The following is a 25,920-nucleotide window of genomic DNA, read 5'->3' as shown; positions in this document are numbered from 1 at the left end:
ATGAAATATGACCATAAGAAAAAGATTTATGTATATCCATAATTTTAAAAGTTTACTATCATTAGCAATTTTGCGAATTATGATTTTGAACGATCATGCTGTTGTAATATAGACAGAAGCTTTGCTTTTGAAACATTTCATTCCGTATTGAAAGATTTCATATATTGCGTCAAAGCTAATCCTTTACGGGTAAGTCGTTCATACTAGGTTGTGCAAAATGCTCTAAAATTAGGAGGTTGCAAGCATGAGCTTGTACCAGTTAGGTGATGAGCAGCAGGCATCGCTGCAAAAAATTCGCAAACGTGTCATAGAAGCTATAGGTAAAAACATGGACCTATATGGGATCACTCTGTCCGCGGGGCATTTGTACGGTTTGCTTTTTTTTGCGGATAAACCGATGACGCTGGATGAGATGGGCCGTGAAATGGAAATGAGCAAAACGAGCATGAGTACAGGAGTTCGAACGTTGTTGGATCTGAAAATGGTGAACAAGGTATGGAGCAAGGGCTCACGCAAGGACTTGTATGAAGTCGAGTATGATTGGTATCAAACATTTACTGACTTCTTCGCTATTAAGTGGAGAAAAGCAGTAGAAACAAATTTACTCGTACTGCGCAAAGCCATTGATGAACTGGACAAATTGATGGCGCAGGGTGAAGAATACGAGGAATTTAAGGCGATTCTCCAGCAAGACCGTATGAAAATGAAGCAGGCTGTGGCTTATTACAAGTGGCTAGACCGATTGATTGATTCAATGGAAAGCGAAGAAATTTACAAGCTGATTCCGAAAGAAGAGGTTCGGGACTAATCACGATCCGCCCATCCTGTTTACAAAATGCCGGAGCGCAAAAGCGCTTCCGGTATTTTTTGGTTTGGTCCTGCACAAAGGGTATAATAGAGATATGTAAAGATTGATAGTATACCGTTATGTTAAACATACGAGATAAAGGAGGGTTCATGATGGAAAGTAATACAGTACATACTCGTCTAGGTCAATTACGTGGAGAAACAGGGAATGGATATCATGTGTGGAAAGGTATTCCATATGCACAGCCTCCTGTTGGAAAACTACGTTTTCATGGGCCACAGCCTTTGGAGCCTTGGGAGGGTGTACGGACTGCGACGAGTTTCGGACCCATCTGTCCGCAACCCATGCCCTCCGCTGAAAGTATGACTGGAAATCTGGTGGAACCGCCAGAGCAGTCCGAGGATTGCTTGTACCTGAACATTTGGACACCAGCTTCGAAGGCTCCTGAGAAGGGACGTCCGGTGATGGTGTGGATTCATGGTGGTGCCTTTGTCACTGGGTCTGGGATCATCCCTTTATATGATGGGGAACGCATGGCGAAGAATGGCGGTGTTGTTGTAGTTACGGTCAATTATCGGTTAGGGCCGTTAGGATTTTTGCATTTGACTCCAAAGGGAAATGGGCTGACCTCAAATGCCGGACTGTTGGATCAAATCGCTGCACTGAAATGGGTTAGGGATCATATTTCTGCCTTTGGCGGCAACCCGGATGAAGTAACGGTGTTCGGTGAATCGGCAGGCGCGATGAGTATTGCCGCTTTATTGGCGATGCCAGCCGCTGAGGGGCTGTTCCAGCGTGCAATTTTGCAGAGCGGGGCATCGCAGGTGTTGCCAACTGCACAGGCCGAGCAAGTGGCGGCTGTGTATTTACAGCAACTGGGTGTAGACACTCAGCATCCTGAGCGATTGTTTACGTTGCCGACAGATGCGTTGATGCTCGCTATGGCAAAAACACATGAAGTCATCGGACCAGGGATGGCGATGATTTATCAACCCGTTGTAGACGGGGTGACCTTGCCGGATGTACCCCTGTCTGCAATCGCCCAAGGCTCAGCCAAACAGGTATCTGTTATGATTGGAACGAACTTGCATGAGGGGAACTATTTCATTCGCAAAGAATCCCATCTAATGAATAAGCCAACAGCACGTCAGGCATTGGAAATGATGACAGGCATGTCCGACATTGGCGACCTGATAGAACCTTTTCCAGTTACCATTGAGGGACAGGCGCAAATGTTGACCGATCTCATTTTTTGGCGTCCCGCGTTGGCTCTTGCCGCTGCACAGTCGGCGTATGCATCGGTATGGATGTATCGTTTTGATTGGACCCTGCCGGGACATCCTACCTTTGAACAAGCGGTGCACGGTGCAGAAATTGCTTTTGTTTTCGATAATCTGAAGCTGCTGGGCAAGCTGGGATTAGAGATTCAGCCTTCGATGCAGAAGCTTGCTCATGATATGCAGCAGGCATGGATTGCTTTTGCACGTGAAGGGAAGCCCATGCTGCCTGAGACGGCATGGCCGATGTACGACAAGCAACAGCGAGCTACAGCCATTTTTCATCAGAATATTATGGTGGAACATGATCCAGAAGGGGATAGACGCCGCCAACTAACGGGGCAGATGAGCATATAGGTAAATACGAGACATTGTTTCAAGGATTCAACGAAAAAGCCTTCGCCCGTATTTTGTATGCGGACGAAGGCTTTTGTTAGTCAGGATTTTGGAAAATTCGATTCCAGTCGCTCCAAAGTGTAAAGATATTGACGAACTAAACCATTTCGATCTATATCTTGTTCATTGGAAGTCGCTTATTGGATTTTTGAAAAATCCTCTAGTAATTAGATGTACTGCTGCCCATCTTACTAGCATGAAACTGCAACGATGCAATGTGTAGGTTAAATCTTAAATCGCTTAACCAGCTCTTGCAGATCCTGTGCCATGTTGGACAACTCTTGTGAGGAAGATGCGATTTCCTCCATGGCTGCCATCTGCTCTTGAGCGGCAGCGGAGGTTGTCTGCGAACTGTCCGCCGAATTGCGGGATAGGCTTGCCAAATGGGTAACAGTGGCGGAAACCTCCTCTGTACTTGCTGAGATTTGTTCAGCAGCAGCGGACACACTTTGAATTTGTTCCACGATATGAGAAGTAGAGCGTTCAATATTTGTAAATGCACCTTCTGCATCTTGGCTAATTCGTAATCCTTCACCCACCTGATTACGAACATTGCCATTCATCGTGGCGGTAGAGCGTTGAATCAAATCGAGCATCTGCGTAATGATCTGACTGATGGAATCAGCGCTTTCCTTGGACTGTTCCGACAGTTTGCGTACCTCTATAGCGACTACGGCAAATCCACGCCCAGCTTCGCCTGCTCTGGAGGCTTCAATAGATGCGTTCAGGGACAACAAATTAGTTTGCTTGGCAATGGCAGCTATAGCCGCATTCATTTGCTTCGCATCGTCCGAGAGTTGGGATAGCTCATCCATCAGACTAGCCGTTTGGCTTACAGCTTCCAGAATGCGGTCCATCTGTGTCCGCACATGGCTAATCATTTGACTGCCTTGAGCTACGTCTTGCTCGGTTTCTCCTGCTGAATCCACGATAGAGCTAGCCGATTCAGCAATCGTGCTGACACCCTTCGCCATTTCTTCAACGGCATTGGCGGTTTGCTCGGATGCTTCGGCGCTGGTCGCTGCATTTTCCGCGGATTCCATAACCGTTTCCGCTACATGTTGTACGGACTCCGTCGTTTGCTCTGTGCTCTCCTTGATTATCAGGGAAGAGGATGCAAGTCGGGAGGACGTTTGGTTGACCTCGGAGACCATCGAATGCAAGGAATGTGTCATCTGGTCAAAATTCTGTGCCAGCTCGCCGAACTCGTCCTTCCTAGACAGATTTACACGTTCGGTCAGATTTCCATCACGGACGATCCGTGTTCCTGCTTGCAGCTTCTTGAGAGGGATCAGGAATGAGCGGATCATCAGCACTATGATGATCGCAGCGGCCAGTATGGAAATAACAATTACAATCAGGCTTTGCCTCAGAATCGGTTGGGCTGCATCACTGTAATCCTCCAGATCCGATAATGCAACAATATTCCATCCAGTGAGAGGGTCCTTAAGTGTAAAGGCCAGCACATCCCGATTCATAAATTTAATTTGCGACACGGAAGGAGTATCATTTTCTCCGGTTGCCGCCACTTTGGGAAGTCCCTCCATAGTGTCAGCCGGTTTTTTGCCAGTCTTGTCAAAGGCTGTTCCAGCTCCAGATACAACCTTATGATCAGAATCAACAATGATGAGTCCTCCGCGTTCGCCTATCTTAACAGACTGCAGACTGTCCCCCATCTTGTCCAGATTCAAAGCCAATGCAACAGCCCCTTCACCGTTCTTCAGCGTTGCCGATACATTAACTACTAGGTTCCCTGTCGTAACGCTGGCAACTGGAACACCGACAAATATGTTACCCTTATGTAGCATCGCATTTTTGTACCATTTTCTCTCCCTAGGATCATAATCAGCCTCCTTTTTTAGCGGAGAACGGATATATTCTCCTTTCGCATTGCCAAGGAGCGCGGCATCTAACTCAGGATGAGCTTTGACGATGTCATCCAATTTTTTCTGAAGGGCTTCTTGATCGGAACCAATGGAATCAGCTTGGATTTCACTGGTAAGGACGTCCACGTCCTTCATGATCGGGGATACATACTGATTGACATTGCTTTGGATCAGATACAGATTCGTGTATACCGAATTAGCCATTTGCTGACTGAGCTGTGTCGTAGCCCCCTGATAAGAAAAGTATCCAATAAGTAAGCTCGGAATCAATAACACAGCCAAAAAAGAAATGATTAATTTTGTCCTCATTAAATAAAACTGCTTGAGAAACCTGTTCCACCACGGAACTGTTTGTTTTTCTTTAGTCATGTTTTTTCTCCTCTGTGTCTGATGGTCACTACATTGTTTTATTCGACAGAAATCGACTAATTTTATAGATGTAATCTTAAAAAATGATGAATCAAGGCATGTTTTAGGTACATTTTTTAAAAAATAGTTCTTAAGGGCTAATCACGGTATGAATATGCATACATAAAAAGCCAAATCGGAGATGCAAAAGCATCTTCACGATTTGGCTTGGGTGAGCATGAAAGGGGGTCATGCTATTAATTTTTTTGCTGACGAGAAATCATAAAGAGTGTAACCCAGATAAGCATAAAACCAGTCAATTGCGCTACGGTAACGATTTGTTGGAAAGCGATCCAGTTAATCACGACACCTACCATAGGAAAGCTCAATTCTGCCATCGTAGCATAAGAAGCTTTGGTTGTACTTAAGCCTTTGTAATACAGTAATAAGCTGAGAAGACCCGGAAGCAATGCCTGCAGCAGCAAGTTGATAATTACAGCTGCGCCCGCCCATGTACCTGTAGGCATATTCCACGGAGCATGCTCCACAGAGGTGAGAACAATGAGCAGAGGGAGCGCCACCATGAAGCGAAGGGAGGTTACAGTTTCATATTTCATCGAACGGAGCAAGTAGCTGCCCATAACGGTCGAACCGCCCCACAGAATCGCTGCACCCAGTGCAAGCAGACTACCAACTTGAACAAAATCATGAACATGTCCAAAGGGAAGTGACCAACCGAAAGTCAGAAGATACGTCCCGAACAGAGCGATGACAATTAATATTCCAAAATGACGCGGTAACATTTCCTTCAATACAACGCGGGCCAGAATAATAGCAACCAAAGGTTGAAGCTTCTGAAGTAAAAGTACGGCATTCAGATCACCGTTGCTGAGCGCCATGGTGAAAATCACACTGGCCAGTGCCGAGCCACCCCATGAGACAAACAAAATAGCGAAAACCTGACGAAATCGTATCGTTTTGAGTTCCTCGCGATGCTTCCACAGCATCGGCGTCAGAGCGATAAAGAGTAGCGCATGCTCCATCAGTACGATTTGTGCTGAGGTAAATGATTTTAACAAAATAATACGAAACAGCGGGTCTGCGCCCCACAAGGCCGCTCCAATCGCGACTAGCCAAAAACCGCTTTTCATGTGGGAGCTACGATCAAAATCCTTGGATGTTAGTACAGTTGATGATTGACTCATACTTATTTAGCTCCTTGCGAATACAGGACCGGTGGCACAAAAACCCCCGTCCATGGCGAAGGCCATGCAAGACGGGGGTTGATCAAATAAACTTGCCGTTTGATGCAAGTTAAATGAAGTCACTGCACAACCATAATGCAGTATTCATCAACTTTGCGGCATGTTCATATTTCGATCTTCTTCCATCCGGACTTTACCGTCGGCTTTGGCATCTCACCAAATCAGTCCGTATCCTGTTGCCGGATACAGAGTCGCGGGCTTAGCTCCATGAGCCATACCGCCGGTTGGGAATCTCACCCTACCCCGAAGATCCTTATTCCGTTTTTTAATTTCTCCTATAGGATATACCTGTTTTTGAATGAAGTCCAGTGAAAAATGTGTGTATATCAAGCAAGGATTTTCATCTTTTTATGAAAGCGTTCTATGTTTAATCCTGATTACTAGGCAATATCCTTATACTCAATGCGCCGAATGGCTGCATAAGCCACAAGCATTCCCAGCACAGAAAAGCTGATTTGCACGGGAGCAATGGAGCTAAGGGTAGCACCGTTATTATTGGAGAAAAGTAATGCTACAATCAGAATCGAGGTCACAATAGTCGTGGGTACAGAGTATCTTCGCATTCCCATATACAGTGGAACCAATCCCATAAAACTGGCGGCAACGGCATTGATTAGCGTGCGCGCTGATTGCTCGGCTAGTATAGAAAGAGTGAGCTTATCCGGTACAATTATGACAAACTGGTTGAGCAAATGGATCGCAGCCGTAATGATGATTTCCGAGATTACAATAGACAAGAATGTAAACAGAAGCACAATCAAGAGCTTGGCGATCATTAGCTTTTGACGATGAATCGGATACATGAACAAGATTGTAATCGATTTGGATTTAAATTCTCCTACGATAAAACGGCACAGTAGAACGGAGGCAAATACAATAAACGTTGCCCTCACCATATTGTCCATAAGATCGAGAAGCTGAGCGTACTGTGTAAATTCGGGTACTCCTTCATTTTGGCTGTCCAGCGCAATAATACAGAGCAACCCCAAAATGCAGGCGTTGGCGATCAGTGCTGAACGGATATAACCCACCAGATGAAGCTTCTTCATCTCCAACTGTATTAATTTAAGCATGCTGGTGATCACCTCCATGTAACAGACGTAAAAAGTAGTCTTCCAGCGTACTGCTTTTTTGATGAATGGAATCGACCTCTACATCATTTAAAATGAGCGTTTTCGTAATTTGCTTCTGCGGTACACTAAGATCGTAAATACGTATACTCTGTTCACTGAGTACCTTTATATTATTCAGACTCAGATGATGGGAGAGGATATAGGCTGCTTTTTTACAATCGTTGGTAATAAATTCGATATATTCCGTATTGGTATCCCGTACCTGTTCCATCGAAACTTCCTCAATCAGCCGTCCGTGATTAATCACGCCTATTGTATCTGCAATCTGCTCAATTTCCGCTAATAAATGACTGGACACGAGCAGCGTCATCCCATATTCCTTGCATAGCATATGGAATAACTGCCGAATTTCCTTGATTCCCACCGGGTCCAGACCATTAATCGGTTCATCCAAAATGAGTAGCTCCGGCTTGGTCGCAATGGCTCGGGCAATCCCGAGACGCTGCTTCATTCCGAGTGAAAAGTCTTTTACCGGTTTGTCACCCGCATTCCGCAAGTTCACTAATTCCAGTGCATCCCGGACAGCCTGCTTATTATAATAGCCCATGTATTCACAATGAAGCTCAAGATTTTGCTGAGCCGTCAGCCTTTCATAAAAAATCGGATATTCAATAATCGAGCCCATCCGTCCGAGCAGATGATAAGACTGTGGCGTTAGCTTTTCACCGAACAGTTCAATCTCGCCCGATGTTGGCTTGAGCAGGTTGGTAATCATTTTCATCACCGTCGTCTTGCCCGCTCCATTGGGACCGAGAAAGCCATAGGTTTCCCCCTTGCGCACATTCATACTGACCCCTGCTACAATTTCATTGCCCTTCATGGCTTTGGTCAGCTGATGTGTACGTAATATGTAAGTCATGGGTGTTCTCCCTTCGTGTGCTGTTGATAATTCAAGAATAAAGGGCGAAATGTTCATTTTTCTTTCGTAATCCTTACAAATTTATTAAGTTGAGCAGTTCGCTTAATAGCTGATCTTCTTCAAAGTAAAAGAGAAAACGGTCTGGTCATAAGGTTTGCTGGTCAATTGCATCTCTCCATTCATACATTCAACCAGTCGTTTGGCAATCGTAAGGCCCAGTCCACTGCCCTGTACCGCCTTATTACGGGAATCCTCAAGTGTGTACATGCGTTCAAAAACCTTATCCTGCTCCGGCTCCTGTATGCCTTTTCCACGATCCCACACCTCTATACGCACCGTATCCTGCTGTTCTGACAGAGTTAGGCCTAGCGTTCGACCCTCTGCCCCATACCGAATGGCATTCGAAATCAGATTGCTCAGCACCCGCCCAATGGCTCCTTCGTTCCCCAAGGCATGAATGGGATGCTCCGGGATGTCAATATGTACCGTAAAACCCTGAGCCGTCAGCAGATCATAAAACTCCAAAATGCTGCGTCTGCATAGTTCTCCTATCTCCAGTCGGGTCAGTTGAATGTCAGTATCGTTAGCTTCCAGCTTCGCCAAGTTAAAAAAACTTCCAATCAACTCAATAGCCTCGCTGGTCTTTTGATGAATTCTGGATAGCAGCTTTATACGTTCTTCTGGCGAAATATCTGGATCGCCATCCAGCATCTCGGCATATCCAAGCACAACGGTAAGCGGGGTCTTAAGATCGTGGGAAATGTTCGAAATCATTTTGCGCATAGCGATTTGGCCCCGGTGGTAATCGGCTGATACTCTCAGATTTAAGTCTAGTAGTCGGTTGATTTCCGTCATGAGTCGCTGCAGTTCCACGTCACCTGTAACATATAGCAGCTTTTCCGCATGATTTACGGTCACGATCCGCTCTAGTAGGGTTCGAACATTCTTGATTTTGCGCTTATAGGCTACACGTTCCCGCCAAAGCCATATGATAACGACGGACATTATGAGGACGACAATCCATTCAAAAATGTTTTCGATGATCATATCAGCCAGTCTCCCATTTGTAGCCGATGCCCCACAACGTTTTAATATGGACAGGGTGAGAGGGATCTTCTTCAATTTTCTCACGTAGGCGGCGAATATGGACGTTAATCACATTCTCATCACCCATATAATCGTCTTTCCAAATAAACCCGTATAATTGAGCTTTCGTAAATACCCGGTTCGGATTGGATGCAAACAGCTTCAGAATATCGGATTCTTTGGCTGTTAGCTGAATTTCATTTCCATCGCGAATGACTGTAAAATGATCAAAATCAATGCGTAGATTTCCATAGGTCAACACTTGTGCTTGCGGCTGTTCCTCCTGCTGTTGCAGACGGGCATATGTAGTCGATCTGCGGATCGCGGACTGAATACGAGCCGTCATTTCGAGCATTGAGAAAGGTTTGGCAACATAATCGTCTGCCCCGAAGCCCAGTCCAAGCGCTTTATCCACATCGCTGTCCTTAGCCGACATAATCAGAATCGGCACGGCGCTACGGGTACGAATTTGCCGGATTACCTCCATACCATCAACCTTCGGCATCATCAAATCTACGAGGATCAGGTCATAAGTATGCCGTTCAAAGGCAATAAGCCCTTCTTCCCCGTCAGAGGCGGTGGTTAAATTGTAGCCCTCCTTGGTGAGTGCTTTAAGCAGCATTTCAGCAATAGATAGATCGTCTTCAATAAGTAAAATATGCTGTGGCATAGGTGTGAAACACCCCTAATTTTTAGATTAGCTCGTGTGACGAACTGTATCTGAATTATATAGAGCGGTGGAGGGGATTTCCATAAAAAATATCCACTAAGAAATTGAAAATGCCCTGGTTTGTCCCGAAGGAGCTACGTTCAGCAGTGTCAGGCAATAAATCATTCCCCTATCCTATACTGAAATAGTCTATAATCCGATGTTTGGAATACGGAGTTATAATATCCGGGGTATGCCTGATGTGAGAGACTAGGTATGCCAGATCATGAGCTACGGTACAGGACCGTCAATAAAGGAGAGCAATGATGTTTGTTATACGGGGAACAGAAAAACTGCTGAAGGAATGGGAGACTGAACCACTTCAAGTTGATATTTATCCGCCTTTGAATAGTTGGCATGCCAGATTGTTCTTACTAAATCGCAGAAAAAATATTGTGTTTATGCATGATATTTCCCGCTTAAGCGTCACGCTGTTTGGAATTAAAAAATCGCAGTACAAAAATCTGCCAGCTCTTTTTGTACAAACCTTGAAGGAATTAATGATCAGCGAAGGGTTTGATGAACAGATCGTTAAGGCATACATACAGGAAGGCGAGCAGATGCTGGCGACTACGACGAACAGACATAGTGTGATGGTAACCTTAGATGAGATTATATTTATTATGAAGGAACTGGATATGGAGCATGGATGCGAGCTGGAAAAGAATCAATGGAATAACCGAATTGTGTTCAAAACGGATCAATACAAGTACCCGATTGATGTTTTTAAGGAACTGCTAGAAAAGCATTATAAAGTAGAGAGTAGTTGAGCGTTTACATATGGATGGTTTGTAGTCCCAAGCTGTCCTGACTTTTAGAGGATTTATGCTGATTAGGACATACCAAAAGAGTATCCTCAAAGTTCATGCGGGCAGGGGATGCCTTTTTTTATAACTCACAGGATAGCAACGCTTGCGATGAAATGAATCATAGCGCAATAAACGGTACACTTTGGTAGAATGAAATGATAAAGGGTTTGACACCATTGTTCAGACTTATAAAACGGGGGGTACATAACGAAGGATGAAGAGGATTATTGATGTTGCCAAAGAAGCAGGAATTGAAGAAGAGCATCTGGAGACGTATGGCAAATATAAAGCGAAGCTGAATCCATCTCTGTGGGAGCAGTTAAAGGATCGCCCGAATGGAAAGCTGGTGCTGGTTACGGCGATGAATCCCACCCCGGCTGGAGAAGGAAAAACACTGACAACCATCGGACTGGCACAGGCACTAAATACGATGGGGCATAAAACCGTTGCTGCACTGCGTGAGCCGTCCCTTGGGCCTTGCTTTGGGATGAAAGGGGGAGCAACCGGGGGAGGACAGGCCCAGATTGTTCCGGCGGAAGACATTAATCTGCATTTTACAGGGGATATACATGCCATTTCAGCTGCGCATAATTTGCTGTCAGCGATGATTGATAACCATTTGTTCCATGGAAATGCTTTGCGGCTGAAGCCAGACCGAATTGTGTGGAAACGGACTGTCGATATGAATGACCGGAGCTTGCGAAGTATTGTGACTGGATTGGGAACGGGGAATGGAGCGGTAAGAGAAAGCGGCTTTCTGATCACCTCGGCCTCCGAAGTCATGGCGGTACTATGCTTAAGTGAAAATATGGACGATCTTAAAGTACGGTTGGGTCGGATGGTAATTGGCTATAACGAAGCCGGTGAGGCGGTAACAGCAGAGGAGCTGCACGCGGTGGAAGCTATGGCTGTGCTGCTTCGGGAAGCATTAAAGCCTAATCTGGTGCAGACGTTGGAGGGCACTCCGGTTATTGTGCATGGTGGACCTTTTGCTAATATTGCCCATGGATGTAGCAGTCTGATGGGGACAAAGCTGGCGTTGAAGCTGGGAGAGGTCGTCGTCACAGAGGCGGGATTTGGGGCTGAGCTGGGAGCGGAAAAGTTCTTTGACATCAAGTGCCGCCAGTCCGGCTTGCAGCCGGATGCGGCTGTGCTGGTTGTAACCGCCAAAGCGCTGAAATATAACGGCGGTGTAGCTAAACATGAGCTGGATGCGGAAAATCTGGAGCAATTGCAACTCGGATTAGCCAATATGAGCCGACATGTACGGAATTTGCAAAAGTTTGGTGTGCCTGTACTGGTGGCGATTAACCATTTTGTAACAGACAGCGAAGCCGAGTTGGATTTGATTTTCTCGGAATGCCGCAAGCTGGGTGTACCCGCAGAGCTTTCACAAGTATGGGCGCAGGGAAGCCAAGGGGGAGAAAAATTGGCCCAAAGCCTGCTGAACTTACTTCAGGAGGACAAAGCACATTTTGCACCGCTATATGATCATACGCTTGATTTACAAGCGAAAATTAGTGTCATTGCCAAGGAGCTTTACGGTGCGGCAGAGGTGGCTTACACGCCTGCGGCCAAACGGGCGTTGGCTGGTATGGAGCAGCTTGGTTTTGGACAATTGCCTGTATGCATGGCCAAAACGCCGTATTCTTTCTCAGATCAACCTTCCTTGCTAGGTGCGCCGGAGGGGTTCACCATTCACGTGTCCAGCGTATCATTGTCTGCAGGCGCAGGTTTTGTAGTCGTGGAAACAGGTAATACCATGACGATGCCAGGACTGCCCAAATCTCCAGCAGCTGAGCATATGTCGCTGGAGGCAGATGGGAGTATTCAAGGACTCATGTAGCATTTTTAGAAAAAAATGCAGCATTTCAGTATCAATGAACGAGCAGTTTGGGCAGTGCAGTGAGCAGCTTTTGCCGAGTCATGGCATCGCTCCAGTTCCAGCGGTCTGCTTCTACGAAATATACCCGGCCTTGACGCACAGCAGGGAGGCTGTGCCAGAGAGGGCTGTTGAGCATGCATTCCAGCGTATGCTTGGAGTCTGGTGCTGTAGGGACGAGCATAAAAATGCGGTCGCCAGCGTAATCAGGCAATTCGTTCGGATCAATTTCTACGAAGCCTAGTCCCTCGTCGAGTACCTTACGGATTGGCTCTGCGGGTTGGAAGCCGTGCGGGTGGTAAAGGGACGATGAGAATCCAGACATGCCCATGACAAAGAGCCGATCGCCATGATCGAAAATAAAGACAGAGGCGGTTTCTCCGGCTGTGATATGCGCACTGAGTTGGTTCCACATTGCCAGATTACGAGCGGCAAAGGTAGCTAACCAGCGTTCGGCCTCTCGTTCCTTACCGAGCCAGGCGCCAAGTGTACGCAGCCGTTCCTCCAGGGCGGCAAAGGAGTTAAAGGTGACGGTGGGCGCGATGCTTGCAACGCGCTCATATTCCTGTTCATCCGAGTTGGCGATGATAATCAGATCAGGATCAAGAGCGCTGGTCAAGTGGGTATCTAGCGGAAGTCCTACATCAGTCATGTTCCCAAGACGATGTTTATAGACGCTGTATTCACTAAGCCGCAGACTTCCGCCGATGGCTTTGGCTCCTAACGCGAGCAGATCGCCCATCGTTTCTCCATGATAGATGATACGGCTCGCTTGGCGCGGGATATGAATCTGGTGGCCTGTCCAATCCTTAACGCACACAGAACCGGGAGCGGAAAGCGCATATTGACCAGGGGGAACCCCGGTCATTTGTCTAAAACGCCGATTAAAATAATATTCGTCAGAGAAACCCACTTGACGGGCAATTTCACGTAAAGGCCGTTTGCATTCCAGCAGCAGCCGCTTGGCATGAGTCAGGCGCAGCTCAGTGAGGTAATGCAGCGGCTTTTTGCCCGTTATTTTGCGAAACAACTGGGAGTATTGCCATATGGAAACGTTCGCCTGTTCGGCAAGCTGCTTGACGGTAATGGGCTTTTCGTAGTGTTTTTCCATATATGCAAGGGTACTTTCCACCGATGCGGGCAATGTCAGATTAAAGTCATCGCTATGCTTAATAGGGACGTGGGCTTCCTGCCACAGCAAGAGCAGCTCTTGAAACATGATTTGCTGACGCAATGCAGAGGTTTGGCTATGCGGCTGTATTGTTTGTTGGGTGCTATAAAATAACTCTTCAGCCAACTGAATAGGCTTGGAGGAAGAGGAAACGACGTATTCACGCGGTTCTGGCAGGACGGAGCCAAGATATATGGATGGCATGCCCGTTGCGTTTTCAGCCAAGGTCATGTCTGATTGTGTCTCCAACGACATAGCAATGACCTTGAACGTGATTTTGTAGTATTCAGAAACAGTTCCCTCCAAGGGAGCGATTCGATAGGATTCCCCAGGAGTTAACCAATACCCATGACCTGAATGGAATACATATTGTTCTTGACCAATATCCACCCTTCCAGCCCCGCCGATAAACATAAGCAGACAGTGATCTGAACTTGGACGAGATGTTAGTCCATCACTAGACTCACTAGCCAACACAATTTCCTTAAAATGAAAAAGCAGTGAGTTGGGCGGGGGTGAATTTACAGACGAAGAAGGCTGATTCACGGTGTAATACTCCTTTTATTGAGAATGGTTATCATATATGCATAATAAGTATACCTCCTTTAGGTTCAACAAAAAAGAAGCCTATCAACAAGGGCGATAGGCTTCTCCAATCTTATTTTATGAGCTTGGGCAATTCCTCCAGCAGCCATTCTCGAGTAGAAGCATCACTTTCGGTTTTGCCAATGTCCTGCATGTACACATGTCCCTGCTTGACAGCAGGGAGCTGAAGCCACAGCTTGCTTTTCATTAATTGTTCGGTCGATTGCTGGGCTTCTGAACTTGGAGTGCTTAGTATGAAAATCCGATCTCCAGCGTATTGTCCGATTACTTCCTGTGATAATTGCACGAATCCTTTGTCCTCATCCAGTGCTTTCTGAATAAGAGGAGTAGGCTTGAGACCATTTTTTTCATACAGTATTTGCGACAAGCCTGTCCGTGCCATGACGAACAAACGGTCACCGGGATAGTAGGTAAAGACCGAAGCTGTTTCACCCGGTTTTACACCTTTCGCCTGAAGTTTGCTCCACATCTCTGCTTCCTTGATTTTATATTGGGCAAGCCAGTCTTCAGCAGTCATTTTCTTGTTCACAATGTCTCCGAGATGTACCAAACGCTCGTTTAATGGAGCAAAGGTATCGAACATAATTGTAGGTGCAATTTTTGATAACGCTGCGTATTGTTTTTCGTTCGTATCAGCGGTGATGATTAGGTCTGGTTGTAGAGCCAATGTTTTTTCTAAATCAATGGGAAATCCTAGGTCCGATACATTCTGAACTTTTTTTTCATATATCTTTCCCTCGATCATAGAAGTCGATGTACCAACAGCCTGTACGCCTAAAACCAATAGATCCCCATAGTTTTCTCCGAAGTAAGCAATGCGCCCAGGAGTCGTGGGAATGTCTACTGTATGTCCCTTATAGTCTGTGTAGGCGCGAGTTGTGGCTGCTTCCGATGTTTTTGTTGATGCTGCTGTGTTGCTGTTTGCAGTCTGATTGTTGTCTGATGCGCCGCACCCCAGCAGCAATGCCCCCATAAGAGAGAATAGACAGATCAGAGAAGTGTATTGTCGAGCAGATTTTTTGTTAATCGTAGAGTTCTTGTTGATCATAGCAACCTCCGTATAATAGAATGATTCATAATATTGCAAATGAGAATTATTATCACAAAAGCAATGATAAGCGCTGAACCCTCAATACTCAATGGACAAACTTGGTCAATGCATCCGATTTTGTACAAAATAAGTCTCATGTGTTACTAGCTCATTTTATTCTTCAAATTTTATTGATTTGTCATTTTTTATGGTATAGAATAACGTTTTTATACATTTGAAAGGGGTTTTGAAATGGCATTGTTTATTACATATGTTTTACTAGGTTTCTCAATAGCACTACCTATAGGTACCATCACGGTTGAAATGACGAAGCAAGGGCTAAAGAATGGATTCATGCATGGATGGATTGTTGGGCTTGGGGGAATGACCATTGATTTGTTATTAATCATTGGTTTATATTTTGGTCTGGCCTCTGTTCTGTCCTTACCTGTTGTACAGGTGATCTGGTTGGAGCCATATTTTTGTGCTACGTAGGTTACGACAGCATTAAAAATGCGGATCATGATATTGCGCTAGAAGGAGAGAAAAAGACAAAATCATTATTTTCTTCCTATAAAAATGGGCTGCTTGTAGCTGTTTCACCAGGGAATTTAGTGTTCTGGGTAAGTGTTTTTGGGACTGTGCTGGCAAGTTCGTTTGATCGTTCTAATACAAGTCAATTTTTGATTGTTGGCTTAGGTATTTTGTTTGGTATTCTTGTCCATGATTTAGGCTTAATGACCCTCGTAGCAACAACACGAAAAGCCATGAACCGAACTGCCATCAAGTGGGTTACGATCTGTGCCGGCGTAGTTTTGATTGGTTTTTCGGTTTATTTCTTATATGAATTTATGGTTAGTCTCCAAAAGATTTTATAGCATTACACAAGGATACGCTCAAGCTTGTCATGCCAGTCTGCATAAATCGAACAAGTCCTTCATAGACATGTACTAATTCATTTAAAACATGTGCTGAAGGGGTTGATGACATGCGCCGGATTTCATGGATGCTTGCCATGGTCATGTGTGTAACGTTGCTGCTGGCCGGGTGCGGCAAGAAGAGCGCAGACGATGTGGTTAAAGATTTGAGTGACGTGGTGAGCGACCTGAACAGCTACCACGGTACAGCTTTGATGACGCTGCATACCGGCGACACGCCGCAGGAATACAAGGTCGATATTTCCTACCGCAAGCCGTCCTATTACCGCATTGCCATGACGAACGAGAAAAAGGATGTTACGCAAATTGTGCTTCGTAATGATGAGGGTGTATTTGTACTGACCCCCAGCTTGAACAAGAGTTTCCGTTTCAAAAGCGACTGGCCAAACAATCAGGGTCAGGTATATTTATATGAAACGCTGGTTCGCAGCATTATCGGTGATGCCTCCCGTCAGCTGGCTACCGATGATAAATCCTATGTGTTTGATGTGGCCGCGAACTACAACAGCCATGCGCTGGTAAGGCAAAAGATTTGGCTATCCAAAAACAACTATGCCCCTACTCAGGTACAGGTATCTGATGCGAATGCCAAGGTGGTTGTCGATCTGAAATTCGATCAATTCGCTTTTGATACGAAGTTTGACAAAGATTCCTTTGATATGGAACGGAATATGGCTTCCGGAAAAACGAGTGCTGGTAGCGAGGGATCGCCATCTTCAGGGGCAGTCGATTCCAGCGGTCTGCCCGATTCTTCCGGTACGTTAGAAGGGACGACTGGCGTGACATCCAGTGGATCTGGACAAGAGCAGGGAACCGTAGGAAACGATGTTCAGCAACCGTCTGGTGAGGCGAAGAGCGACGGAGCTGTCACAGGCGATACGTCCAAGCCGGAAGCAGCAGCTAACGCAGAGGCGCAGCAACAAACACCGAGCACAGCGGATGGTGCAACCGGAACGTCAGCAGGAACGGATGCCGTAGAAGCTGTATTGGGTGAATTCGGCTTGATTGAACCGTCCTACACGCCAGCCGGAGTACAGATTAAGGATACGCCGGAGCTGGAGGATAATGGTACACATGCAGTGATGTTGCGGTATAGCGGAACGTATAACTATACCATTGTGGAGGCGCGTCCCAAAGATCGGGCAGTCGCACTTTCCGCAGGCGAACTGGTTGATATTGGAGGAAGCTTTGCCGTGCTGACAGGAAGTGAACAGCAGACGATGACCTGGATGAATGATGGAATAGAGTTCAGAATCACCAGTGCTGACCTGCCTGTGAGCGAAATGATACAAATTGCCGCTTCTATACAGGATCAATCGGGTAAATAAAATTTTATAGACGGATGCAGACGGTCTAGAGTGTAAAATGCTCTGCTGCCGCCCGTATCCGTCTTTTGTTCATTCGCAGTCTAAGATGTGCATCGCTTGTATATCCTGTTCTATTGTAAAGATGGTAGAGGAGGCTGGTAAAGCTCCCCTGCCATTGACAGCCACGTCTCTGAACATTACCATTAACCTTTGGAAGCAAGGATTTTGCTACACTCCGAATGGTAAAAGGTTACGTTACAGGCTAACAATTGAAGAAGGTGACTGGATTTTGCAAGCACAATACAGATCGACCCGGGCCGAAATCAACCTGGATCACCTTGGCGCCAACTATGAAGCCTTTCGCAAGGCATTGCCTGCGGATAAGCTGATGCTGGTCTGTGTCAAGGCTAATGCCTACGGACATGGTGCCGTAGAAATTTCAAAGGAAATGGAACGCCTTGGTGCGGATTATTTGAGCGTCGCTTTTCTGGATGAGGCTCTAGAGCTTCGTCATGCGGGAGTTGGACTGCCGATCCTAGTACTCGGCTATACCTCGCCTGAAGCTGTCCAAACAGCTTGGGAGCATGATATCTCATTGACTGTGTTTAGTGAGGAAGTGCTGGAGGGTATCCGCAGACTGGATCGCCAAGGAAGCGAACGCAAGTTGAAGGTGCACATCAAAATAGACAGCGGCATGGGAAGACTCGGTTTGCTGCCTGGAGAAGCGGCTTTGGCTTTTGTCCAGCAGGCTCACGAATTAGAGCAGGTGCTGCTGGAAGGCATGTACACCCATTTTGCCCGCGCGGATGAAGAAGATAAAAGCTATACACTGCTACAATATGATCGGTTTCGGGGCGTGGCGGATGCGCTAAGGGAACAAGGTATTACTATTCCCATTATACATACGGGCAACAGCGCGGCCACCATTGATACCCCTTCCCTTTCCCCCAATATGGTGCGGATTGGCATCAGTATATACGGTTTGTATCCGTCTGATGAGGTTAACCGGCAAGTCATTGAACTGTTGCCTGTATTGTCATTAAAGACGGCGGTGGTTTATACCAAGACGCTTCCTCCTGGATGGGGAGTTAGTTATGGTACCCGGTATGTGACCTCTAGTGAAGAGCGGATCGGCACACTGCCAATCGGTTATGCGGATGGATATTCTCGCATGCTAAGTGGGAAGGTTGAAGTGTTGATACGCGGTCGTCGCGTCCCTGTACTCGGTACGATCTGCATGGACCAGTGTATGGTATCCTTACAATCTTTCGCAGAGGATGCGGAAGAAATCCAAACCGGCGAAGAGGTTGTTCTCATCGGCCAGCAGTCCGGCGAAATCATTGCGGCGGATGAGCTGGCATCCAAGCTTGGTACGATCCACTATGAGGTGATCTGCATGATCGCAGACAGGGTACCGCGTGTTTACATGCGAGATCATGTTCCTGTCGTTCGGGTGAACTCGCTTCTTCCAACCCACTGGAATTAATTTCATAACGCAAATTACCGGATAAAAGCAGGAGTTTTCGTAGAACGTCCCGAAATATGTACAAAGGAAAGAAAAGAGCGCTATAACTGTCAAAAGACGCATTAGGCTCCGCTGACACTTGTATTTCGGGGATCAAACGCCTGTACGAAAACGAACTGCGTAGTTTATAATGGAATGCAGCATAGATGATATACGAATATCATATACATTCTCTTATATTCCGTTTGAATAAATTACCGGGAATAACGTTATAATGGTACAATGGCGACAAGGTTTTGGGGGTGGAAGAGAAGTTGGCCAATTTGCAGAACACCAAAAGAATAATGATCAGTTTGCCAGATCATCTCTTGCAGGAAGTGGACGGGATCGTAGCTATGGAAAATTCCAACCGCAGTGAATTTATCAGGCAGGCAATGAAGCTTTATGTAGGTGAACGTAAAAAACGTTACATTCGTGAAGCTATGCAGCGTGGATACATGGAAATGGCTAAAATTAACCTGACCATGGCATCCGAAGCCTTTCACGCGGAGGAAGATGCAAACAGCACCTTGGGCCGTACAGTTAGCGGGGTGTAATCCATATTGATCGTAAAGCGCGGCGACGTTTTTTTTGCAGACCTTTCACCCGTAGTCGGTTCCGAGCAAGGTGGCGTCAGACCTGTGCTGATCATTCAAAATGATATCGGCAACCGGTTTAGCCCTACCGTGATCGTAGCAGCCATCACTGCACAGATTCAGAAGGCAAAGCTGCCTACACACGTGGAAATCGACGCGGCGACGCATGGCTTTGATCGTGATTCTGTTGTTCTTCTGGAGCAAATCCGGACAATCGACAAGCAAAGGCTTACCGACAAAATCACCCATTTGGATGAAGAAACCATGCGCAAAGTGAGCGACTCGCTACAGATCAGTCTCGGTTTGATTGATTTTTAGTATGATGGAACGACGAGTGAAACGGGAAAGGACAGCGCTCTAGCGCTGTCCTTTTGCATGTCCGAAGAAAAGTACAGGTAGGGCTTGCTTTTACGTCACCTGCTGGCGCTTTGAATCATTTTTTGTGATAATAAAAGACATGATGTATGACAAGAGCTGTGAGGAAGAAGGGATAGGTTTGTCTAACGAGGAAATGAAGACGGAAATTGGGCAGGAGCCGAACGAAGCAGAACGCCAAGAACGGATTGTCAAACAAGTGGCGAGAGAGCTGTCGCTGGCACTCAAGCAAATCCGGACAACAATCAGTTTATTGGATGAAGGAAATACCATTCCTTTTATCGCGCGTTATCGTAAGGAAATGACAGGAGAGCTGGATGAAAATCAGCTGCGTGAAATTGAAGATCGTGTGCTGTATTTACGTAATCTGGAGGATCGTAAGGTAGAGGTCATCCGCATTATTGATGAACAGGGCAAGCTGACTGAAGAGCTGCAGGCTGCTATCACTTCTGCGGTTAAGCTTCAGGAAGTGGAGGATCTGTACCGTCCATATCGGCAAAAGCGCAAGACTCGCGCCAGTGTGGCAAAGGAACGGGGGTTGGAGCCGCTGTCCATCTGGATTTGGGGTCAGCCGAAGCAGGGTGATGCTTTGAAAGAAGCTGAATCCTATGTGAATGCTGAGCTGGGAGTCGAAACCCCTGAGTCTGCCATCCAAGGAGCCATGGATATTTTGGCCGAAAATATAGCTGATGATGCGGCTATTCGCCAATGGGTGCGCCGATATACACTGGATCATGGAATGTTGACCTCTGAAGCAAAGGACACCGAGCAAGAGTCTGTGTATGAAAATTACTACAGCTATCGTGAGCTGGCTAAGAAAATGCCACCTCACCGTATTCTGGCGATTAATCGCGGGGAGCGGGAAGGCATTCTTAAGGTTGGTTTGGAGGTAGCGCCAGATTCCATTTACAATTATGTAGCAGGTCAAGTGATTAAAGGATCGTCTGTTGTAGAGAACCTGCTACGCAGTGTCATTGAGGATGCGTATAAAAGGCTTATCGCGCCATCTATCGAACGTGAAGTGCGCGCTGAAATGACGGAGAAGGGCGAGCAGCAGGCCATCTCTATCTTTGCAGGCAATTTGCGCAGCCTGTTGCTCCAAGCTCCGATCAAGGGGCGTCGTGTGCTTGGAGTCGATCCAGCCTATCGGACAGGCTGTAAGCTGGCTGTTGTCGATGACACAGGCAAGCTGCTGGAAGTGGCTGTGACGTATCCGACACCGCCAAACAACAAGAAACGTGAGGCTGCAGAAACGTTCAAGCAGCTGATTACCAAATACGATATCGAGTTGATTGTCATTGGTAACGGAACTGCATCACGTGAGACAGAGCAATTCGTAGCCGAAGTTATCGCGGATATTGGTGACAGCAGCCTCGCGTATCTGATCGTCAATGAGGCAGGTGCGAGCGTATACTCTGCTTCCAAGCTGGCACAGGAAGAATTCCCTGATTTGGACGTAGCTGAGCGCAGTGCGGCGTCCATCGCGCGTCGTGTGCAGGACCCGCTGGCTGAGCTGGTCAAAATTGAGCCGAAGGCCATTGGTGTAGGCCAATACCAGCATGATGTGTCGCAGAAACATCTGGATGAAAGTTTGAAGGACGTTGTAGAATCGGCTGTTAACCACGTTGGTGTGGATGTGAACACAGCTTCCTCGGCGCTGCTGTCCTACGTAGCAGGGATCAACGCGACCATTGCTAAAAACATCGTTAAGTACCGTGAGGAAAACGGTAAATTCAGCAACCGTCGTCAGTTGCAGAAGGTGCCGCGTCTTGGTGCAAAAACCTACGAGCAATCCATTGGTTTTATCCGTATACCAGGTGGCGAAAATCCACTGGATCGCACGCCGATCCACCCTGAATCGTATGCTGTCGTAGACCGCCTGCTGGCGGAACTGGGCATCAGTGCCCATGATCTGGGTTCGAAAGCTGCGACAGAAGCGCTGAATGTGTCTAATATTGAGCAGTTGGCAGCGAAGCTGGAAGTGGGTGTGCCAACATTGCGGGATATTTTGGACAGCCTTCAACGGCCAGGGCGTGACCCGCGCGATGAGCTTCCATTGCCTGTATTCCGCAAGGATGTGTTGAAGATCGAGGATCTGGCACCGGGCATGGAACTTCAGGGAACGGTACGCAATGTCATTGATTTCGGTGCATTTGTTGATATCGGTATTAAAAGTGATGGGTTGGTTCATATTTCACAGCTGCGCAGTGGTTTTGTTAAGCATCCAATGGATGTTGTATCTGTTGGTGATAACGTAACGGTGTGGGTGTTGAATGTTGATTTGAAAAAAGGCAGGGTAGGTCTGACCATGAAACCTCCCGCAGATGTGCAGTCACAGGCATAGTGCTATAAATAAAGCTATATGACATTTTGTGAGGGTATAAAAAAAGCCGGAATCTCCGAATCATATCGGAGACTCCGGTTTTCCATTTCTGGATGTTTCTGATTCTATCCGTTGTTGGCATCAAATTCTATACCAGGTGCTTTATGATAAAAAAACCAACAATCATTCAACAGTCTAATTTGGCGTCGGTCCTTTTTGTAAAAGGCCCGCATGAGCTGGTTACTAAGCCATTGAGGCAAGCCGATCTCCTCCTCTGCGTTACATCTGTATGTTTAGCATATGGGGTGGATACCTAAAGTGTGCTTAATGAACCAGGGTTAGACTTCGGCTGTTATTTTATAATATGCTTGTCAGTATGGAGCAAAGGAGGGAAACCATAAAGATGGAGTCCGAGTCTCTGAGCAATTCAATGAACCCTTCCATGAGTAATAAAGAACTTCAAGAATGGGTAGAGCGCATCTCGCTGGAGAGCTTTGGCGTGCCGTTTCAGCATCAAGCCACCTTTAACTCGCGCCTGTCTTCTACAGGCGGTCGATATTTTATGAAAAGTCATCATATTGAAATTAATCCACATCAACTTGCCGCTTACGGACGTTCTGAGGTGGAAAAAATTATAAAGCATGAGCTGTGCCATTATCATCTACATCTGCGCGGAATGGGCTATCAGCATCGTGATGCTGATTTCAAAGCATGGCTGGCCCGTGTAGGAGGGAGCAGGCATTGTCAGACTCTGCCGGGAAGAGCGGGAAGAAAACCTCAGCCTTATCGTTACAAGCTGGTGTGCATTTCCTGTCAACACGAGTATATGCGCAAGCGTAAAATGAACCCACAGCGATATCGCTGTGGAAAATGTGGAGGTAAACTTCGCTTGTTGACACTTGACGTAACCCCCTGATTCATGGTAAATTAACCATACTGTATGATAATTTACAGTAATGTTCCCTGATAGCTCAGTTGGTAGAGCACTCGACTGTTAATCGAGTTGTCACAGGTTCGAGTCCTGTTCGGGGAGCCATGGAGAGATACCCAAGTGGCTATAAGGGGACCCTCTGCTAAGGGGTTAGACTGCGTAAGCGGTGCGAGGGTTCGAATCCCTCTCTCTCCGTTGGTATTTTAAGTAGAATAAGGACGCTCGTATGCATGGTAATGATGCTTGCGAGCGTCCTTTTCGTTTAGATCTGCTTTTTAAGTAACGTAGCAGCCAATCCCTTCTATTTCACAGTGCCAGCCTTGACGGTTTTGAGTAAGTTCAACAGAGCATGAGCAACGCCATCTTCCACATTGGTCAGGGTAACGTCGGAGCAGACTGCCTTTATATCGTCTTTTGCATTGCCCATGGCGATACCTCTCCCAGCCATCGTCAGCATGGAAATATCGTTATAGCTGTCTCCGATCGCTACCGCTTCCTGCATGGGGATGCTCAGATGATTCGCGAGATAGCGCAATGCATTACCTTTAGACGCATCCTTATGCTCGACTTCAAAGTTACGATCTGAGGAAATGACCATGTTCAGACCTTGAAAATCTCGGTAACGTTCACGCCCCCATTCCAATTTGGCTTGATCAAAGGAGAAACAGAGCACATTATATATCTCTACATCCAGTGGAATCTGCTCATATGAAGCGATGCGGGTATGCCCGGTCTGTTCATATTGCTTTTCAGCTGCATGTAATAAAGTATCCAGTGAAATATCTGGGTTGGCGCTCAGCAAGCGGTCCATTTCAACAGCAAGTAGCTGATGTCCCTTTTGTGGAGAATAAATGGCCCGGTCTGTCATGACCTCATAGTAGAAGTCGTTACCCTCGAGCCAGCTCAGCACTTCAAATGTTTCGCTCCGGCCCATAGGAGTAGAGGTTAACTGGCGACGAAGCGCATCGTGTACAGTGGCGCCGTTTGCTCCAATGACAGGAGTAACCAGCTCTGCTTCCTCTAGCTTTGTCCAGGCATCATAAGCGGCTCTGCCAGTGGCAATTGTCACTTGAACACCTTGCTGCTGTGCCTTGCGGATTGCCTCTGCGTTGGCTTTGCTTATTTTTCCTTCCTCGTTCAATAGCGTTCCATCCATATCAATCGCAAACAGTTTCATTTCTCTCCAGCTCCTGTCTTCTGATATCTCTGTTATTACATATTGCGTCTAGTTAGAGCGATTGGCTTCAAATTTATGAGGGGACAACAACTTCGATATCATGGTGTTGCAAAATTTCCAGCATCGCTGATTCTGGCAAGCGATCGGTGATCACGATATTAACCTCAGACAAATCAGCAAAACGATACGGGAAATTGATTCCGAATTTCGAATGGTCCGCAAGGATGATCACCTGATCCGCCTGTTTCATCATCTGATGCTTCAGCATACCGTCTTCTTCATGAATCAGGCTTAGTCCGTGAGCTGATATACCACCAATCCCGATAAAAGCTTTGTCTACAAAATAGTGAGACAAAGTGGCGATTACGGACGAGCCGTATACATATCGGTGTTCTTTTTGCAGGCGGCCTCCCAACAGATGAATGGAGACACCGTCTTTTCCAGATAGTACGTCAGCCTGATTAATTGAATTGGTGATAACCGAACATTCCTGCACATTCAGCCTTTCTGCACACGCCTGTACGGTGGTCGAGGAATCTAATATAATACGATCCCTGTCCCGTACCATGTTGGCAGCCAATTGTCCGATCACTTGTTTCTCCTCAGATACAGTAAGCAGTCTTTCGTTATAATTTCCAATTGGATCGTGATGCAGTTTAGGGAGTAGGGCGCCGCCGCGGGTGCGAATAATTTTTTGATGCTCTTCAAGTTTTACCAGGTCTCGACGGGCCGTATCCCGTGAAACATTAAAAATTTCACAAATATCATCCACCGAAATACGCTTGTGAAGCTGTAAGTAATCAACGATTTTTAACATTCGTTCTTCCTGATACATAGAAAGCTCCTCTGATATATAATCATTTCGGTATCTCGTAAGTGATTATAAGTAAATGTAAGTGATATTGCAATCATTTATCATGATTTTTCAGGGGTTAAATGATTATAGATAAGTTAATGTAAGTGAACATGCATTTTATAAATATATAAAATAGCTTTTTTAAAATTTTTAAAAATAAGTATTGCCATTTACTATTCTATTTGATATACTCTTTCTTGTCGCCAAGTTGGTGTACATTAATAAGGCCCGTTGGTCAAGGGGTTAAGACACCTCCCTTTCACGGAGGTAACAGGGGTTCGAATCCCCTACGGGTCATTGTTGTCTTTATAGACTACATGTTGCATGCTTAAGGGGAATTCCTGAGGTCTGGTCTAATGGCGGACAGCTTGGATGAAAGCATGAGCCATTAGCTCAGTTGGTAGAGCACCTGACTTTTAATCAGGGTGTCGAAGGTTCGAGTCCTTCATGGCTCACCATATATATTTTGTTATGCGGTCGTGGTGGAATGGCAGACACGCTATCTTGAGGGGGTAGTGAGCGTACGCTCGTGGAGGTTCGAGTCCTCTCGACCGCATCAATGGAATAAACGGAAAAGTCTCTCGCGTTAGAGGCTTTTTTTATTTGTGCATTGATGCAATTAAACAATGATTATGATGAAATAATGAT

21 protein-coding genes, 5 tRNA genes, 1 pseudogene and 1 riboswitch are annotated in these 25,920 nt (G+C 46.3%); of the genes and pseudogenes, 16 read left to right on the top strand and 11 right to left on the bottom strand.

What is annotated here, in order from left to right:
- Positions 1–244 precede the first annotated feature (244 nt).
- Entirely contained in the window at positions 245–808 is a 564-nt protein-coding gene (locus OIU26_RS07895; protein ID WP_013369906.1) for a GbsR/MarR family transcriptional regulator, read from the top strand.
- A gap of 152 nt (positions 809–960) precedes the next feature.
- A complete protein-coding gene (locus OIU26_RS07890; protein WP_264216774.1) occupies positions 961–2,442 on the top strand; it encodes a carboxylesterase/lipase family protein in 1,482 nt (493 codons plus the stop codon).
- A 263-nt stretch (positions 2,443–2,705) separates the two neighbouring features.
- On the opposite strand, the gene OIU26_RS07885 is transcribed toward OIU26_RS07890, so the two are convergent.
- The 6 genes from OIU26_RS07885 to OIU26_RS07860 all read right to left on the bottom strand — a co-directional run bounded on the left by OIU26_RS07885 (position 2,706) and on the right by OIU26_RS07860 (position 9,728).
- Entirely contained in the window at positions 2,706–4,736 is a 2,031-nt protein-coding gene (locus OIU26_RS07885) for a methyl-accepting chemotaxis protein (RefSeq protein ID WP_264216455.1), read from the bottom strand.
- Positions 4,737–4,972: 236 nt separating this feature from the next.
- On the bottom strand, positions 4,973–5,920 hold the full coding sequence (locus OIU26_RS07880) for a DMT family transporter (protein WP_264216454.1): 948 nt from the start codon (positions 5,918–5,920) through the stop codon (positions 4,973–4,975).
- 170 nt (positions 5,921–6,090) lie between these two features.
- Positions 6,091–6,235: riboswitch (FMN riboswitch) on the bottom strand.
- Between the two features lie 125 nt (positions 6,236–6,360).
- A complete protein-coding gene (locus tag OIU26_RS07875; protein WP_264216453.1) occupies positions 6,361–7,053 on the bottom strand; it encodes an ABC transporter permease in 693 nt (230 codons plus the stop codon).
- Positions 7,046–7,972 (bottom strand): ABC transporter ATP-binding protein, encoded by a 927-nt coding sequence (locus OIU26_RS07870; RefSeq protein ID WP_264216452.1) that lies wholly within the window; start codon positions 7,970–7,972, stop codon positions 7,046–7,048. Before OIU26_RS07870 ends, OIU26_RS07875 begins: the two co-directional genes overlap by 8 nt.
- Positions 7,973–8,074: 102 nt before the next feature.
- Entirely contained in the window at positions 8,075–9,019 is a 945-nt protein-coding gene (locus OIU26_RS07865) for a sensor histidine kinase (RefSeq protein ID WP_264216451.1), read from the bottom strand.
- Position 9,020: 1 nt separating this feature from the next.
- Entirely contained in the window at positions 9,021–9,728 is a 708-nt protein-coding gene (locus tag OIU26_RS07860) for a response regulator transcription factor (protein WP_264216450.1), read from the bottom strand.
- Between the two features lie 305 nt (positions 9,729–10,033).
- Between OIU26_RS07860 and OIU26_RS07855 the strand changes: the two genes are divergently transcribed.
- Both OIU26_RS07855 and OIU26_RS07850 read left to right on the top strand, forming a co-directional pair.
- Positions 10,034–10,537: a DUF6933 domain-containing protein gene (locus tag OIU26_RS07855; protein WP_013369916.1), complete on the top strand. Its 504-nt coding sequence runs from the start codon at positions 10,034–10,036 to the stop codon at positions 10,535–10,537.
- A gap of 253 nt (positions 10,538–10,790) precedes the next feature.
- Positions 10,791–12,422, top strand: coding sequence for a formate--tetrahydrofolate ligase (locus OIU26_RS07850; protein ID WP_013369917.1), 1,632 nt, complete (start codon positions 10,791–10,793; stop codon positions 12,420–12,422).
- 31 nt (positions 12,423–12,453) lie between these two features.
- Here the strand turns inward: OIU26_RS07850 and OIU26_RS07845 are convergent, their stop codons facing one another.
- Positions 12,454–14,175 carry a helix-turn-helix domain-containing protein gene (locus OIU26_RS07845; protein WP_264216449.1) on the bottom strand — a complete coding sequence of 574 codons (1,722 nt, stop codon included), beginning with the start codon at positions 14,173–14,175 and terminating at the stop codon, positions 12,454–12,456.
- A gap of 112 nt (positions 14,176–14,287) precedes the next feature.
- Entirely contained in the window at positions 14,288–15,283 is a 996-nt protein-coding gene (locus OIU26_RS07840; protein ID WP_264216448.1) for an ABC transporter substrate-binding protein, read from the bottom strand.
- Positions 15,284–15,517: 234 nt separating this feature from the next.
- Here OIU26_RS07840 and OIU26_RS07835 point away from each other — a divergent pair.
- The 6 genes and pseudogenes from OIU26_RS07835 (at position 15,518) to OIU26_RS07810 (ending at position 22,329) form a co-directional block, all read left to right on the top strand.
- Positions 15,518–16,143: pseudogene (locus tag OIU26_RS07835) on the top strand (LysE family translocator).
- Positions 16,144–16,253: 110 nt separating this feature from the next.
- Positions 16,254–17,531, top strand: coding sequence for an outer membrane lipoprotein-sorting protein (locus tag OIU26_RS07830; protein ID WP_264216447.1), 1,278 nt, complete (start codon positions 16,254–16,256; stop codon positions 17,529–17,531).
- A gap of 268 nt (positions 17,532–17,799) precedes the next feature.
- A complete protein-coding gene (gene alr, locus OIU26_RS07825) occupies positions 17,800–18,996 on the top strand; it encodes an alanine racemase (RefSeq protein ID WP_264216773.1) in 1,197 nt (398 codons plus the stop codon).
- 293 nt (positions 18,997–19,289) lie between these two features.
- A complete protein-coding gene (locus tag OIU26_RS07820; RefSeq protein ID WP_007429334.1) occupies positions 19,290–19,571 on the top strand; it encodes a CopG family ribbon-helix-helix protein in 282 nt (93 codons plus the stop codon).
- 6 nt (positions 19,572–19,577) lie between these two features.
- Entirely contained in the window at positions 19,578–19,928 is a 351-nt protein-coding gene (locus tag OIU26_RS07815; RefSeq protein WP_007429335.1) for a type II toxin-antitoxin system PemK/MazF family toxin, read from the top strand.
- Between the two features lie 178 nt (positions 19,929–20,106).
- Entirely contained in the window at positions 20,107–22,329 is a 2,223-nt protein-coding gene (locus OIU26_RS07810; protein WP_264216446.1) for a Tex family protein, read from the top strand.
- Between the two features lie 104 nt (positions 22,330–22,433).
- Here OIU26_RS07810 and cmpA read toward each other — a convergent pair whose 3' ends face one another.
- Entirely contained in the window at positions 22,434–22,568 is a 135-nt protein-coding gene (gene cmpA / locus OIU26_RS07805) for a cortex morphogenetic protein CmpA (RefSeq protein WP_013369928.1), read from the bottom strand.
- Between the two features lie 143 nt (positions 22,569–22,711).
- On the opposite strand from cmpA, the gene OIU26_RS07800 reads away from it, so the two are divergent.
- The 3 genes from OIU26_RS07800 to OIU26_RS07790 all read left to right on the top strand — a co-directional run bounded on the left by OIU26_RS07800 (position 22,712) and on the right by OIU26_RS07790 (position 23,434).
- Positions 22,712–23,224, top strand: a complete 513-nt coding sequence (locus tag OIU26_RS07800; RefSeq protein ID WP_264216445.1) for a SprT family protein — start codon at positions 22,712–22,714, stop codon at positions 23,222–23,224.
- 44 nt (positions 23,225–23,268) lie between these two features.
- Positions 23,269–23,344 (top strand) — tRNA-Asn (locus OIU26_RS07795).
- A gap of 1 nt (position 23,345) precedes the next feature.
- Positions 23,346–23,434: transfer RNA gene (locus tag OIU26_RS07790), tRNA-Ser, on the top strand.
- Positions 23,435–23,540: 106 nt separating this feature from the next.
- On the opposite strand, the gene OIU26_RS07785 is transcribed toward OIU26_RS07790, so the two are convergent.
- Positions 23,541–24,416, bottom strand: a complete 876-nt coding sequence (locus tag OIU26_RS07785) for a Cof-type HAD-IIB family hydrolase (RefSeq protein WP_264216444.1) — start codon at positions 24,414–24,416, stop codon at positions 23,541–23,543.
- 73 nt (positions 24,417–24,489) lie between these two features.
- Positions 24,490–25,251, bottom strand: coding sequence for a DeoR/GlpR family DNA-binding transcription regulator (locus OIU26_RS07780; RefSeq protein ID WP_165080550.1), 762 nt, complete (start codon positions 25,249–25,251; stop codon positions 24,490–24,492).
- 246 nt (positions 25,252–25,497) lie between these two features.
- Between OIU26_RS07780 and OIU26_RS07775 the strand changes: the two genes are divergently transcribed.
- The 3 genes from OIU26_RS07775 to OIU26_RS07765 all read left to right on the top strand — a co-directional run bounded on the left by OIU26_RS07775 (position 25,498) and on the right by OIU26_RS07765 (position 25,828).
- Positions 25,498–25,569 (top strand) — tRNA-Glu (locus OIU26_RS07775).
- A gap of 85 nt (positions 25,570–25,654) precedes the next feature.
- Positions 25,655–25,730: transfer RNA gene (locus OIU26_RS07770), tRNA-Lys, on the top strand.
- 15 nt (positions 25,731–25,745) lie between these two features.
- Positions 25,746–25,828: transfer RNA gene (locus tag OIU26_RS07765), tRNA-Leu, on the top strand.
- Positions 25,829–25,920 lie beyond the last annotated feature (92 nt).

Source organism: Paenibacillus sp. BT-177, from assembly GCF_025846815.2.
In the GTDB taxonomy this organism is placed as follows: Bacteria; Bacillota; Bacilli; order Paenibacillales; family Paenibacillaceae; genus Paenibacillus; species Paenibacillus polymyxa_C.
The sequence above is the reverse complement of the archived record's forward strand: the minus strand, read 5'-3'. Positions and strand labels throughout refer to the sequence as shown.

Excerpts from the sequence above, each read along its gene's own strand:
- OIU26_RS07885 (WP_264216455.1), bottom strand. The coding sequence starts at position 4,736 with ATGACTAAAGAAAAACAAACAGTTCCGTGGTGGAACAGGTTTCTCAAG.
- OIU26_RS07875 (WP_264216453.1), bottom strand. The coding sequence starts at position 7,053 with ATGCTTAAATTAATACAGTTGGAGATGAAGAAGCTTCATCTGGTGGGT.
- OIU26_RS07895 (WP_013369906.1), top strand. The coding sequence starts at position 245 with ATGAGCTTGTACCAGTTAGGTGATGAGCAGCAGGCATCGCTGCAAAAA.
- OIU26_RS07785 (WP_264216444.1), bottom strand. The coding sequence starts at position 24,416 with ATGAAACTGTTTGCGATTGATATGGATGGAACGCTATTGAACGAGGAA.
- OIU26_RS07840 (WP_264216448.1), bottom strand. The coding sequence starts at position 15,283 with ATGATCAACAAGAACTCTACGATTAACAAAAAATCTGCTCGACAATAC.
- OIU26_RS07865 (WP_264216451.1), bottom strand. The coding sequence starts at position 9,019 with ATGATCATCGAAAACATTTTTGAATGGATTGTCGTCCTCATAATGTCC.
- OIU26_RS07860 (WP_264216450.1), bottom strand. The coding sequence starts at position 9,728 with ATGCCACAGCATATTTTACTTATTGAAGACGATCTATCTATTGCTGAA.
- OIU26_RS07890 (WP_264216774.1), top strand. The coding sequence starts at position 961 with ATGGAAAGTAATACAGTACATACTCGTCTAGGTCAATTACGTGGAGAA.
- OIU26_RS07855 (WP_013369916.1), top strand. The coding sequence starts at position 10,034 with ATGTTTGTTATACGGGGAACAGAAAAACTGCTGAAGGAATGGGAGACT.
- OIU26_RS07800 (WP_264216445.1), top strand. The coding sequence starts at position 22,712 with ATGGAGTCCGAGTCTCTGAGCAATTCAATGAACCCTTCCATGAGTAAT.
- OIU26_RS07780 (WP_165080550.1), bottom strand. The coding sequence starts at position 25,251 with ATGTATCAGGAAGAACGAATGTTAAAAATCGTTGATTACTTACAGCTT.
- OIU26_RS07850 (WP_013369917.1), top strand. The coding sequence starts at position 10,791 with ATGAAGAGGATTATTGATGTTGCCAAAGAAGCAGGAATTGAAGAAGAG.
- OIU26_RS07830 (WP_264216447.1), top strand. The coding sequence starts at position 16,254 with ATGCGCCGGATTTCATGGATGCTTGCCATGGTCATGTGTGTAACGTTG.
- OIU26_RS07880 (WP_264216454.1), bottom strand. The coding sequence starts at position 5,920 with ATGAGTCAATCATCAACTGTACTAACATCCAAGGATTTTGATCGTAGC.
- OIU26_RS07870 (WP_264216452.1), bottom strand. The coding sequence starts at position 7,972 with ATGACTTACATATTACGTACACATCAGCTGACCAAAGCCATGAAGGGC.